Annotated in this window: 10 protein-coding genes and 1 pseudogene; 7 read left to right on the forward strand and 4 right to left on the reverse strand. The window is 67.7% G+C overall.

Features of this window, described 5'->3' with window-relative positions; genetic code table 11:
* The first annotated feature begins 29 nt into the window (after positions 1-29).
* The 6 genes from B7P34_RS00505 to B7P34_RS37065 all read left to right on the forward strand — a co-directional run bounded on the left by B7P34_RS00505 (position 30) and on the right by B7P34_RS37065 (position 7,447).
* Positions 30-1,577, forward strand: coding sequence for an FAD-binding oxidoreductase (locus tag B7P34_RS00505; protein WP_106673732.1), 1,548 nt, complete (start codon positions 30-32; stop codon positions 1,575-1,577).
* A 58-nt stretch (positions 1,578-1,635) separates the two neighbouring features.
* Entirely contained in the window at positions 1,636-2,535 is a 900-nt protein-coding gene (locus B7P34_RS00510; protein ID WP_106673733.1) for an SAM-dependent methyltransferase, read from the forward strand.
* Between the two features lie 601 nt (positions 2,536-3,136).
* On the forward strand, positions 3,137-4,090 hold the full coding sequence (locus tag B7P34_RS00520; RefSeq protein WP_146166664.1) for a hypothetical protein: 954 nt from the start codon (positions 3,137-3,139) through the stop codon (positions 4,088-4,090).
* Positions 4,091-5,289: 1,199 nt separating this feature from the next.
* Complete coding sequence (locus B7P34_RS00530) at positions 5,290-5,604, forward strand: hypothetical protein (RefSeq protein ID WP_106673736.1); 315 nt, start codon at positions 5,290-5,292, stop codon at positions 5,602-5,604.
* Positions 5,605-5,614: 10 nt separating this feature from the next.
* A complete protein-coding gene (locus B7P34_RS00535; protein ID WP_106673737.1) occupies positions 5,615-6,688 on the forward strand; it encodes a M14 family metallopeptidase in 1,074 nt (357 codons plus the stop codon).
* A 603-nt stretch (positions 6,689-7,291) separates the two neighbouring features.
* Positions 7,292-7,447 carry a hypothetical protein gene (locus B7P34_RS37065; protein WP_189382282.1) on the forward strand — a complete coding sequence of 52 codons (156 nt, stop codon included), beginning with the start codon at positions 7,292-7,294 and terminating at the stop codon, positions 7,445-7,447.
* 992 nt (positions 7,448-8,439) lie between these two features.
* Here the strand turns inward: B7P34_RS37065 and B7P34_RS39595 are convergent.
* Both B7P34_RS39595 and B7P34_RS36565 read right to left on the reverse strand, forming a co-directional pair.
* The gene (locus tag B7P34_RS39595) at positions 8,440-8,730 is read right to left on the reverse strand and encodes a DUF4253 domain-containing protein (RefSeq protein WP_353620221.1); all 291 of its coding nucleotides are present in this window, start codon (positions 8,728-8,730) and stop codon (positions 8,440-8,442) included.
* A gap of 491 nt (positions 8,731-9,221) precedes the next feature.
* Positions 9,222-9,668 carry a hypothetical protein gene (locus tag B7P34_RS36565; protein WP_146166665.1) on the reverse strand — a complete coding sequence of 149 codons (447 nt, stop codon included), beginning with the start codon at positions 9,666-9,668 and terminating at the stop codon, positions 9,222-9,224.
* Between the two features lie 1,044 nt (positions 9,669-10,712).
* On the opposite strand from B7P34_RS36565, the gene B7P34_RS00550 reads away from it, so the two are divergent.
* Positions 10,713-11,303: an SMI1/KNR4 family protein gene (locus B7P34_RS00550; protein ID WP_106673740.1), complete on the forward strand. Its 591-nt coding sequence runs from the start codon at positions 10,713-10,715 to the stop codon at positions 11,301-11,303.
* An 18-nt stretch (positions 11,304-11,321) separates the two neighbouring features.
* Here the strand turns inward: B7P34_RS00550 and B7P34_RS39600 are convergent.
* Positions 11,322-11,819: pseudogene (locus B7P34_RS39600) on the reverse strand (IS5 family transposase); the annotation flags it as partial.
* 52 nt (positions 11,820-11,871) lie between these two features.
* On the reverse strand, positions 11,872-12,525 hold the full coding sequence (locus B7P34_RS00560) for a hypothetical protein (RefSeq protein ID WP_223267339.1): 654 nt from the start codon (positions 12,523-12,525) through the stop codon (positions 11,872-11,874).
* Positions 12,526-12,708 lie beyond the last annotated feature (183 nt).

Below are 12,708 nucleotides of genomic sequence, written 5' to 3' on the forward strand. Positions count from 1 at the left end.
TGCGGCGCTCACGACCGGAAAGCACGCCCATGAGCCAGGCGTCCACCCCGCACTTGAGCCAGACCTCCGTCCCCCGTTCCGCCCAGTGGCTGGCCGATCACCGCTGGCTGTACGTGATTCCCGTCCTGCTGCCTCTGTCCAAGGCATACGCCGTGGCCGGGGCGCTGTCCTCCCGGCTGCTCCGTCGCCGGACGGGCGAACTGCGGCGCCACCGGCGCCGGGTGGCCCGCATGCAGGCACGTGTGCGGGAGCGTGCACGGCGCGGCGAGGGAGGGCTGATCAGCACCGCCCGTCCGCAGTGGCGGTCGATGTCGCCGTCGCGCACCACGTCCTACAAGGACGGAGCCTTCCTGGTGCCGGCGAAGCTGGACGGCATTCTCCAGGTGGACACGGAGCGCCGAACCGTAACGGTCGGGCCGGCGGTCACCATGGGACGGCTGACAGCCGCACTGCCGCGGGGCTGGACCCTGCCGGTCGTGCCGGAGCTGGAGGACCTCACCGTCGGCGGCCTCATCATGGGCTACGGCATCGAGACGTCCTCCCACCGCTACGGCCTGTTCGCGGACAACGTCGAATCCTGCGAGGTCCTCCTGGCCGACGGCGAGGTGGTGGTCGCGGACCGCACCCACCGCACGGACCTCTTCCACGCCCTGCCCTGGAGCCGCGGAACCCTGGGACTGCTGACCTCCGTACAACTGCGGATGGTCCCCGCCCATCCGTGGGTCCGCCTCTCCTACCACCGGCTCGGCAGCGCGGCCGCACTCACCGAGTGCATCGCCTCGTACTCTGCCGGCCCCCACCCGCCCGACTTCGTGGAGGGCTTCCACTTCTCACCGACGGAAGGCGTCGTGGTCACCGGCACGCTCGTCGACCGCCCGCACGCCCGCGACGGCGTGGTCAACCAGATGGGACGCTGGTACAAGCCCTGGTTCCACGAGCACGCCCGGACACAGTGCCGGCTGCGGCGCAACACCGAGTACGTGCCGCTGCGGGACTTCTACTTCCGCCACAGCCGCAGTATCTACTGGGCGGCGGAAATGCTCGCCCCGAGCACCAACCACCCCCTGTTCCGGTACACCCTGGGGTGGCTCATGCCGCCCAAGATCGCCTTCCTCAAGCGCTCCGAGACACCGGGGATCCGCCGGCTGTACCTGCAGGCCACGGCCACGCAGGAGGCCCTCGTCCCCGTACGCGCACTGCCGGAGGCGATCGAGAAGTGCCGCGAGGCGTTCCACGTGGACCGCATGTGGCTGTGCCCAGTGACACTGCGCCGCTCCGAGCCGGGAGGCATGGTGAGCCCCGGCACCCCGGACGGCCTCTACATCGACATCGCCGTCGTCTTCGAGACGCCGGAACCGGTCAGGCGCGGCCTGCCCTGGGACGCCCGGCAAGCCACCAGGACGTTCGAGGCCTGGCTGCTGGACAACGGCGGCTTCCAAGTCCCCTACGTCGCCACGCACATGACGCGCGAGGAGTTCTGGTCCATGTTCGACGGTCGGCCCTACTTCGCCGCGCGCAAGAAGTACGGGGCGGAAGGCTCGTTCCTCGACATCTACGACAAGGCCGGCTGCAACTGACCCGCTGTTCCCAGTGTCCCAACTGTCCCACCAGAACAGGAGACGAGGAGAAGCCCGGATGACCGAAACGACAGAAGTGGCGCTCGAACGCTACCGGCAACTGGCAGCGGGAAACGACTCCGCGCGCAGCGGACACTACCGCGACCTCGTGACCTCCTACTACGACCTGGTCACCGACCTGTACCTGGAAGGCTGGGGCCCGTCCCACCACTTCGCCCCCCTCAAGCCCGGCGACTCCCACGTGGACGCCCTGGCCGCACGCCAGGAATTCCTCGCCGGCCGTGCAGGCCTGTGCCCCGGCATGAAGGTCCTCGACGTGGGCAGCGGGGTCGGCGGCCCCGCGCTCAACATCGCCGGCATCTCCGGCGCCCACGTAACGGGACTCGACCTCACGCCGGTGCGCGTTGATCACGCCCGTCGGCGCGCCCGCGACCTCGGACTGCAGGAGCGGACCACGTTCGTCGACGGCGACGCCATGGACATGCCCTTCGAAGACGCCTCGTTCGACGTCGTCTACGCCTTCGAAGCCATCTGCCACACCGCCGACAAGGGCCGCACCCACGCCGAGATCGCCCGGGTCCTCAAACCCGGCGGCCTGTCGATCGGCTACGAATGGCTCGCCGCCGACGGACTGCCCACCGCGGCTCTCGACCACCTCATCGAACCGATCTGCCGCTACTACGCCCTGCCCCACCTCGCCACACCCGGCCGGCTCACCCGACAACTGCAGCACGCCGGCTTCACCGACATCGTCGTGGGCGACGCCGAGGCCACGGGCGACCTCGCGGCCACCTGGGACTACCTGGACGAGCTGGCCGACCTCGGCGAACAGTTCGACGACTCCCCGGTCAGGAAGTTCATGGTCGAAGGCGCCCGCGCCCTGACGCGGGCGGCCCGGGAGGGCGCCTTCCTCATCGACTTCTGGGAGGCCCGCAAACCGGGAACGCCCTCCGAGTGACGCAGGGGCGCCGTGCCCCGGCCCTACGGGCGGCGGCGTACTTCGCCCCGCCCATGCCCGGCAGTGAGATGGTGACGGGCCGAACCGGGAGGCAGGCCCCGGAGCGGTGGACCAGCCATATGCAATAATCGTCTACATGACGATAATGGTCTCGGGCGTGATGGCCGACGCACGTGACATGGCCGCCAAGCTTGAGGTATCGGTGCGGCGCGTGATCGCCTTCAGAGCCTCTGGCGACTCTCCATCTACGTCGAACTCCTGCGGCGTCTTGACGGCTCCTGGACCGTGCAGGCCCAGGTGGAGCACGACGACGCACACTCACTCGTGTTCGGCTGAAGGCGTCAGTTGCCAAGTGGCCAAGGGGGCTGTCAGCGAGCCGGCCGGCCTCGTGCCCGGCCGGGAGCAGAGGAAGCGATCCGGCCTTCTGGCCTCAGCCTCCCCTCAGGACTCGGGCAACGCGTGACCCGGCCGCCAACAGGCGACCTGGCCGATGATGCCGAGCACATCCGCCAGCATGCCGACGTAGACGCTGGCAGGCACGCCGATGGCGCCGATGAGGCCGTCAGCTTCTTCAAGAGGAACGAAAGGCTGTGGAATTGCTATGACTAAACCAGCGGGTTTCCGCTTCCCGGTCAGGGGCGAGGTCGCCGTCTTCCGTGGCGAGCTCTACCCGGCCCGTGGCGCTGTGGGCCTGTGGCCGTGCGTCGAGCTGCTGCCCGAGCCCGGCCGCCCCGCACCCGAAGGGCTCGCGCCGCGCGAGGCCGCCGACGGATCGGTGGGATACCCGGTTCCGCTGGAGCGCCTGGAAGCCTGGTATGCCGTGACGTGGACGTTCCGCTGGCGCGGCGAGCTCTTCGAGTGCACCGCCGCCACGCCCACCACACTCTCGGGCAACTACCTCGGCTCCGACGAACGCTTCGCCAAGGAGCACCTCAAGCGCCGGATCATCGGCTACCGCGGGGTCTTCCCGCGCGGCGAAGTCACCGAGCTGGAGCAGCACCGCAAGGATCTCCTCCAGCCCCGGCACGCTCTGGTACGGCGTCTGGCCGAGGTTGACCATTTCCGCCCCAAGGCCTACGCGGTCCACCGCGGCCGGACGTATCCGGCCGCTGCCGAGGCCGACGCGTCGGGCCTCATCGCTCTGACCACCGGGGACGACCGGCCTGAGGATCTCATCGCCGAGCCCCGGGACCCGAGCGGCGAGCGCTTCCTGGCCGGCCCGGAGCAACTGGATGCCTGGTACCTGACCCACTGGACCTTCCGCTGGAAGGGCGGCCCGTTCGACGCGGTCGGGACGGTGGACGGCAGGATCAAGGGCGTCTACACGGGCGGCAGCTGGGGCTTCGCGGACAGCTTTCAACTTGACCCGGAGACGGGCCCTGACGGGGTCCAGACCCAGTACACGGTCCAGGCGGGCCTCAAAGGCGTCACCGACCTCGAACAGCATCGCACCGACCTAATGGCAGTGGCAGGAGTGCCTTTGGATCTGCAGACCGTCGCGCGGGTGAGCCACCCCCACCACACGATCGTCTCCACCGGCGTCCCCAGACCCTGAGCTGTGATGGCATCTCGGTCCGGGCCTCAAGCCGGAGATCCTTCGCATCGTGACCGGGTTTCCGATCGTGGCGGAGGCCGAGCACGGGGAAGCGGTCTTGGAGGGCCATCCCGAGCCGTTTCTGGGTCCGGCCGGTCACGGTCACCAGGGAGGCCGTCCAGGCCTTGGGGCTCAGTAGCTGTCCCGCCAGGTTCCGCGAGGACGACGGCGGGCTCCTCACAGGGGTATCAGCACCACGCCCTTGACAGTGAAGACAGCGGGGCCCGGGCGTAAAAAATGGGATGCCTATACGGCTGACGTCAGCTGAAACTGACACCCAGCACTGTTGCCAAGAGGAGTTACGCCAATGGGTGCTTACGTGTCGATCAGGGGATGGCTGGAGTGCGACGAGGGACAACTCATCGCTGCGCGAAAGATCATATCGTCCCACGAAGACGATCACTATTCGCACGGGTGGGGCGCGCCTCGCCGACACGTCAACTGGACCTATTACCTCTTCTACGGCGCCAACATCCGCGAGTCGGCCGTGAACTGGTTCACTGGCCAGCTCAGAGAGATAGCCCGGATCTCTGACGCCGACGGATACTTCGTCCGGGGTCTGTTCCTTGCCAGTCACGAAGTCGCTGGAATGACCGAATGGCAGGTCCGCGAAGGCTGGCTCTTCACCTCGCCAGCCGACACCATACCAGTACCTCGACGAATAGCCCGATCTATGAATCGTTGTCCGTCTGCTCGGCGACGCAGACAGTTGCCTTCACCGTACGCTCGGGGCGGGCAGCGCTCACCCCGAGCGTGATCTCGGAAACGGACTGCGACTCCTCCTGCCCGTCCAAGTACGACAGCAGGACCTGACTCCATATCGTTTCGCCCCGGCCGGCCTTCATCGATTCACAACGGCCGGCTCGGGTGGACGCCTGGGATGAGACTGCCGCGGCTCGCCGAGCACCGACGACGGGCAGGAACTGATCGCCGGACTCGACAGCCTCCTGAGCCGGATGCTCGAGACACCTCTTGACTCGTTCTACGGCAGGAGCGCACGCTGAGAATACGAGGTGTACACATCCGATGTATGTGTACATGCCGCGCATGCATGCGCCGAGGGCTACACGCTCACCCGTCCACTCGCCGCGAGCGCGCCGTCCCCGGCCGGGTCGGCACGGCCGATCTCCGAGTCCGACGGCGCCCGAGAGGGGCCCGTCATGTCCAGCGAGTACACCATTCTGCGTGTCCGCGTCACGGCCAAGGATGCCGACACCCTGCGCGCCCTGCTGCGCGACTCCCGCCCCGACGTCGGAGGCCAGATCCGTCAGAACGAAGACGGCAGCTTCACCTTCGACGCCTACGTGTCCCCCGAGCAGGGCGAAGCCCTGACCCGCGAGGGTGTGTCGGCCGAGGTCATCGAGGACGCCACCGCCACCGGACGTGCCCGCCAGGCCGAGGTGGGCGAAGGAGACCGGTTCGCCCCCGAGGACGCGGTTCCGCAGGGACTCGCCCTCAAGGTGCAGGGCAGCTAGGAGGGACGCCATGCCGTACCTGAACATCACCGAGGTCGAATCCGGTGTGACCAGCCTGGCCGCCGCCTTCCCGGCGACGGACCTCATCGAGCTGCCCGAGCCGACCTTCGAGGGCCGGACCTGCCACGCCCTGCGGATCGGCACGCACCGCCTGGAGCCGAAGCCCGCCGTCGTCCTGATCGGCGGGGCGCACGCCCGCGAGTGGGGCAGCTGCGAGATCCTGGTCAACCTTGCCGCCGATCTGCTGCACGCGCACGCCGGCGGCACCGGCCTCGCGTACGGCGGTACGAGCTTCACCTCCGCCCAGGTGCGCGCGATCATGGAGAAGCTCGACGTCGTCGTCTTCCCGCTCGTCAACCCGGACGGCCGGCACTACAGCCAGACCGTCGACCCCATGTGGCGGAGGAACCGCAATCCGGCCCAGTCCGGCGGCAATCCGGCCGCGGTCGGCGTCGACCTCAACCGCAATTACGACCACCTCTTCGACTACCGGACCGCCTTCCACCCCTCCGCTCCGGTCCAGGTCTCGGACAACCCGGCCAACCCCGACCAGGTCTACCAAGGCCCCGAGCCCTTCTCCGAGCCGGAGCCCCGCAACGTGCGCTGGCTGCTCGACCACTTCGTCCGCACTCGCTGGTTCGTCGACGTCCACAGCTACACCCAGAAGATGCTCTACGTGTGGGGCGACGACCACAACCAGTCCGTAGACCCGGCCAAGAACTTCCGCAACCCCCTCTTCGACGGCAAGCGCGGACTGAAGGACGGCCTGCTCTACGCCGAGTTCATCGAGAAGGGCGACGCCGACGACTCCGCCGTGCTCGCCGAGAGGTTCTGCGAGGCTCTCAAGGGCGTACGCGGCAAGAAGTACAGCCCCGAGCCGGGCTTCGACCTGTACCCGACCTGCGGAACCAGCGACGACTACACCTACGCGCGCCACATCGTCTCGGGCCAGGAGGAGGAGAAGATCCTCGCCTTCACGGTCGAGTGGGGAATGGACTTCCACCCACCGTGGGCGGAGATGGAGAAGATCGTCCTCGATGTCGACGCAGGCCTCGTGCAGTTCTGCCTGACTGCTCTCGCCTAGAGGGCGTGGCAAATGGCAGCCGGGTCGTCGGCGGAGTGGGTTGAGACGGCGGTACGGCGAGCCGGCACGGCCCGCCGCGGAGTCGCCGGAGGACGCTCCACAGTGCGCGTCGTCCCGGGCTCGGCGTCATCGACCGGAGAGCCATCGGCATCCCGGATTCCGGGGGTCTATGACGACCGTCACGTGCGGGAACGTTGCGATCGCGAAGGCTACGCGGGAGGGTGCGGGGGTGGGCCTACCGAATGTGAGTGGGCGTTGTCTACCAGGACCGTTCATGCCACTTTGGTGCCTGATTCCGGCTGCTGTTGGCGGGAACCCTGGACCGATTGCAGGGATTTTTTGATCGCTCGGGTCAGCCTGCCCATTGCGGATCGTAATGTTGGCGTATCGCAGGGTGGGGGCGGTAGCGTCCGGGGCAGAGAAAGGGCCCTGACGGCAGGTCAACCAGTTCAGGGCCTTTCACTGTTCGCTACGATCGTGGAGGGCGCAATGCCTCCTGACCGCATGCTGCCCACGTCCCGTACGAGGGGCGGGGAACAGCGAGATGACCGTAACACTTCGCGTGCCGGCTGCGCTGGAACACTGGTGGTCCATCACCTGACGTTGACGCTGTCGATAGGTGGATTCCTCGCGCTGGTGGTCCTGGGCGTGCTTCTGGTGTCGCCGCAGGTCGCTCCCATCGTGCCCGGCATCCTGCTGGCCGTCGTGCCGGCGGCGAGCAGATCCCGGCTGCACTATCGCTACCTGCGCTCTTCCTGACCAGCCAGTCGTCGGGCCGGTCGCCCACCGACCGGCCCGACGGCTTCCACGGCCGCCTGCCCCTGAGACCAGGAAACCTGTGCCCACACCAAGCCCTCGCGGTACCGGCCACCCGTCGTGCTCGGACCCTGGGTGTGGACATCGCCGGCGACACCGTTTCCTCAGTAGCACACCCCGAAAGGGCCACCTCGAATGACGAACGGCGCGGAGCACGTCTCCTGCCGCAACCCCGGCTGCCCGAACCCGGTCACCCCGTCCACGGGCTCCGGACGGCCGCGGAAGTACTGCAGCACCGATTGCCGCACCGCATTCCACCGCACCCGCGGCCAGCGACCCGCACCCGACACCACGCGTCATGACGACTACGTCCGCCAGATCCTCGACGAGGCCGTTGAGCGCCTCGAGGCACTGCGCGACCTCGCCCACGCGGATCGCACCGAGCTGACCGAGGCTGCCCTGCTGCGCTCCCACTCGCTTGCCTTGCTCAACGGTGCCGCCGAGCTGGGCAAGGACCTCTCCGACCTCGACGCGGCGATCGTTCAGCAGGCCCGCGACCGGGGCATGAAGGTCGCCGAGATCGGCCAGGCCCGCAACATCAGCGCGGACAAGGTCAGTCGCGACTGGCCCGCCGACAGCATCGACCGCCGCATGCAGCAACGCCGCTACCGGCCCCGCCCCAACCGCCGCCTGCGCCCAAGGATCAACGACTGGAGTGTGCTGGATGACTGCACGTTCCCACCCAGCTTCCTGACGGGGGAGCAGCCGGAGCCGGGCTCTCCTCCCGACAGGACCGACGCCACCGAGGGCCCTCCGCCTTGGTCGATTCTGAGGAGGCTGGGGGCATGTGTGAAGAGGACGGCCGTTATGCCGCTGTCGCCCGGCCGTCGATGCGACGGTTCGATCCGGCTGTTCACAAGTGGCGCCGGCCGGGATACACGGACCGCTTCAGGACCGCTTGCCCCGGGACGGGTACGCGTTTCCTGGGGAGATGATCAGTCCCACCAGAAGTCCCAGCGGGGGTGGGAACCGGTGATCCGCTCGGCGTATGCGGCCAGTGTGTGCGATCGGCCGCCCTGCCGAATGGCGTCCGGACAGAAGGCGAAGTGCTCGGCCGCAACCAGCGGAGCCTCGTGCTCGCCCACCGGTGGAGTGACGACACTGAGGCGAAGCGTGGAGAACCCGACTGCCATGACCCGGGCTCCGAAACGATGTTCCCAGTCACGGACGACCTCGGAGAACTTCGGGGTGTCATTGTCGTAGTCACAGGGCCCGGCCCATCCCACGGTCGTCAGCGCTTCGGCACCGGACGCCGCGGCGACCAGCCCCAGCCGTGTCTCCGCGCGGCTTGCGAGGAGCGCCCGTGCGTACTCGGCCGCCGATGGTCGGGGCTCGTCGCCGGCACGTCGCCGCCGGTGCCCCCTGTTCGCCCCAAGTCGGGGTCCGAGAGATCAACTTCTGGAATGGTCTGAGTGACGGACGCTAGTACGTCGTGTCGCCGGCCGAGCGGGTCCGGGGTGTGGGCGGTGGGGATCTCCTGCACCGAAGTGACGTCGTCGGGCAGGCGGAGGAGGAGTACGTCCTGCTCATGATGGCTTTCCGGACAGCAAATTGGGCAGCGATTACGATGAGTCATGTCAGGCTGATCTGATCTTTGGGCGACCGCGGCCGGAGCACTTCTGTAGGCGGCGGATTGCGCTGGCGAACCCGGAAGGTGCGGTGGACCGGCTCCTGGACAGTGTGGGGGTCGCGCGGGGCGACCGGCCGGTGAAGCCGCTCACGCGTCGGCGGGGAAACGACGTGAGCTTGGAACGGCTGGCCCGGTACCGCCGGGACGGTTCAACGTGACCACTGTCTCCGTGAGACACGTTGTGCCGACCCGGGATTCGGACGGGGCGAGTCTCAGGTGATGGCGCCGGGGGAGGGGGCTCCGTTTACGCCCGGGGCTGGTCACGGAGAGTGCGAAGGACAGGGTGATACCGGCCCGAGTGACGATCATGTGGCTTGCATCCTCGTATTGGGGGCGGCCTCCGGTGAGGTAGCGCGGAACGTCGAGGATCTTGATCCACTCCAGAACCGCTCCAGGGACCTGTTCGTGCAAGATCCCCGCGATGGAATCGCGCACTGCGACGGCGGGCTGTTCACCGAGCGAGTCCAGCCAGGACTTGGAATCCGTGAGCTTGGCGACGTCGTCCTTGGGCGGGCCGTAGTTCGGATTCTCCACGAATTCGCCGGTCAGCTGCCCGTCCTCGCCGACCTGCCGGACACCCTTGACCGCTTCCCCCGGGGACGTAGCCGTTGGGATCGCTGATGAGGTCAAGGCCGGTCACCGCGACCGACCCGGATTCGCTGCCGCCTTCGCGACGAGCTCGGGTGGAGTTGACTGCAGAGTGCGACGCCGCTCGGCTGATATGTCCCCCATGTGGGCAACCCTTTGCCTGGTTCCTCCAAGGAGGTCAGTACCACCCCGCCTGGGGCATATTTTCCGTGTGCGCTGTCGGTTGACGTCTCAGGGGCTGGGTTGAGCTGCTTCTCACTGCGGATCACGCGGCGGAGGCTGGTGCGAGCGATCCACGCCCTTTCCGCGGGTCCCTCGCTCGGCGCAACGCCGACCTCCCGCATTCGTAGTCCTATGGCTGAAGCATCCAGTAACCCGTGCGTCGTCCCCGAACGCGTCACCAAGGCCGGTCGCCAAGGCCGCCGCATCGACCTCTCGGGCGGGATCCTGGCGGACTACGAGCCGGAGGAGCTCGAGCAGGTGCGGGCCCGGATCGGCGAACCGTACGCGGTCTATGTGTCGTGCCGGTCCATGGACGCGGCCCGGGCCTTCCTCCACGACGTCCTGCCTGGTGTGGACGGTCTTGTCGACACCAACCACCGAGAGATCCTGCAGACGAGTGACTACGTCACGCTGACGGACCGTTACCCAGGATGGGACTGGCGTCGCCGATCGAGCGCATACCTCCATAGGCCGGCTCACATCAGTCTCCTGTCAGCTGCGGGTCCAGATGATGATGACGGCCAGGTGCAGTGCGGCCTGGTAGGCGACAGCAACGTTGTCCGTCCGCCTTGGCGAGGCCCGCCACGTTTGATCCGAGTGATGCAGCGACCCTTTTATGTAATCTGTCCGGTGAGTTTCCTCACCGGACAGCGGCAGGCGGGCACCCTGATTCCCGGCCGTGTCTCTTGGAGCAGCCTGACTCGGCCATGGCGCTGGGGAGCGCGTGAGCGGATCGATGGTCTGCATAACGCGGGCTAGGCTCGCCCCATGACAGAGCCGCCCCTCACTGAAGCCGAGATCGTCGAGGCCGAGCGTGAACTCGGTGTGTCCTTTCCCAAGGAATATCGGGCGTATCTGCGCGAGGTGAGCGCGGGTGGGGAGCTCTTCCGGCTTGAGCGGACCGGATGTGGTTGGTGGTGGGCCGGCAATGATGAGTGGCGACGGGAGCTGCTGGCTGTTCCCTTTCCGCATCCCGACTCCTATGCCGAGAGGGACGACGAACTGATGGCACGTGAGCCACAGGCTGAGGCATTCGAGGACGATGCCGCGTATCGAACAGCCTGGCGTGCCTGGGACCACGAGGCCGACAGGTTCGAGGACCAGAAGACGGCCGGTGCGGTCGTCGTCCAGGAGCACGGCTGCGGCTTCTCCACCCTGTTGGCGCTGACCGGCTCGCTGGCCGGCACAGTGTGGTGGGACGGACGGGCTACTTGTGATCGGATCGTACCGCTCTCTTTGGACCACGCCACTGGCGCCCGGCCCGTCCAATTCCGGGAGTGGTTGGAACACGGCTCGTGGGCTCTGTTGCCGCCGGGCTGGGGGCCACGCCTTGCGCCGGGCCCTGTTGTTCACCGCTAGGTTCTGTCCTTTGGCCGGCATGCGGGACATCACCGTCCCGAAGGCGGGTGCATCACCTGCCTGGCCTGCGGTAACGGTGAACGCGAGAGGCCATGCGCGGCCGTCTGCTGCCAGGTGGACCTTGGTGCTCAGCCCGCTGCGGGAGCGTCCGAGAGCGTGATCGGCGGGCTCGCCGGGGTGGCGCGCCCCCTTTTGAGTGCTTCGGCAGCGTGCTGGTGGGCCCGGACGACTGTGGAGTCCACTGCCACCGTCCAGTCGATGTCGTCGTCGGCGTCCGCAGACGCCGAAGCGGCGGCGAAAATCATCTCCCAGGTGCTGTCTGGCCCATCTGATCAGCCGCTTGTGAGCGGCCTGGAATGAGCCGAGCTCCTCGGGAAGGTCCCGCCAGGGCGAACTTGTGCGGTACTTCCAGGCGATGGCTTCCAGGGTGCGACGGTGGTCGGCCCATCGCCGCCCGCGGACCGGATCTGCCGGCATCAGCGGCTCGATCCGGTCCCACATCGCATCAGTAATCAATAATCGGACGGATATATCCGATCAACTGGCCAACCCAGCAAAGAGACATGCGCTATCCCCGGCGGCGGAACCAGCGGCGGACGCCGGAGCCGGAGGGGCCGGCATCGAGGTCGCTCGCAGAGACAAAGGGCGGCAGCGCTTTGAACTCCTCGTGCAGGGTCAGGGTGGGAGTTATTCGTTCGAGCGTGGTCCGTACGCGGGTGAGTGGATGGTCGGGGAAATGCGCGTCCCATTGCTCGTGGTCACCGACGTGGTAAGGCAGGCCGCCGGTGATGTCCGGGCCGTACGGGTGAGGACCGGAGCACTGCTCCGGTTCCGTCCGGCTGAAAGTGACGGCCTCACGCACACCAGTGATCCCGCCCTCGGCGGCCTGGACCTTCACCACGGTGCTGCACCCGGCTCTCGGCACCGTCCACGCCCCGAGGAACACCAAGCCGTGGCCGCCGGCCGGCGGGATCTTGATGAACTGTCGGACGGCCGGGAGGGTGTCCACCTCGCCGAGTACGGCTTCGATCAGACCGCCGCCGACCTGGACGGCGAATCGGGCCAGGCCGTACCGGAGCCGGTCCAGTTGTTCAAAGGGAGCGGGCAGGTCCGGAGCGATGTCGAAGAAGTGGACGGAGAGGACGAGGCCCTGCTCGTCGGTCCACACCCCGGGCTCTCGTTCCGTGAAGCCGGTGAGGTCCATGCCGGTGATCGGTGTCATGGGCCTCATCATCCGAGCCTGGTCACGATCGGACATTGAAGATCGAAAAACCTGTGCGTCGTCACGGCTCACCCGCGCCGAGCATCGGGGCCGTCGTCGGGTGCGAGACGCGTGTATCGAAGACGACCAAGCTACGGCGCTGAAACGACCCCGTTGGGTGCGGGACGACGTGTCACCAGGCGT

It is taken from the genome of Streptosporangium nondiastaticum (assembly GCF_003011965.1).
Classification (GTDB): Bacteria; Actinomycetota; Actinomycetes; order Streptomycetales; family Streptomycetaceae; genus Streptomyces; species Streptomyces nondiastaticus.

What these genes read in the sequence shown, in the direction of transcription:
- B7P34_RS00535 (WP_106673737.1), top strand. Translation starts at nt 5,615, where the DNA reads ATGCCGTACCTGAACATCACCGAGGTCGAATCCGGTGTGACCAGCCTG.
- B7P34_RS00510 (WP_106673733.1), top strand. Translation starts at nt 1,636, where the DNA reads ATGACCGAAACGACAGAAGTGGCGCTCGAACGCTACCGGCAACTGGCA.
- B7P34_RS00505 (WP_106673732.1), top strand. Translation starts at nt 30, where the DNA reads ATGAGCCAGGCGTCCACCCCGCACTTGAGCCAGACCTCCGTCCCCCGT.
- B7P34_RS00550 (WP_106673740.1), top strand. Translation starts at nt 10,713, where the DNA reads ATGACAGAGCCGCCCCTCACTGAAGCCGAGATCGTCGAGGCCGAGCGT.
- B7P34_RS00530 (WP_106673736.1), top strand. Translation starts at nt 5,290, where the DNA reads ATGTCCAGCGAGTACACCATTCTGCGTGTCCGCGTCACGGCCAAGGAT.
- B7P34_RS00520 (WP_146166664.1), top strand. Translation starts at nt 3,137, where the DNA reads ATGACTAAACCAGCGGGTTTCCGCTTCCCGGTCAGGGGCGAGGTCGCC.
- B7P34_RS00560 (WP_223267339.1), bottom strand. Translation starts at nt 12,525, where the DNA reads ATGACACCGATCACCGGCATGGACCTCACCGGCTTCACGGAACGAGAG.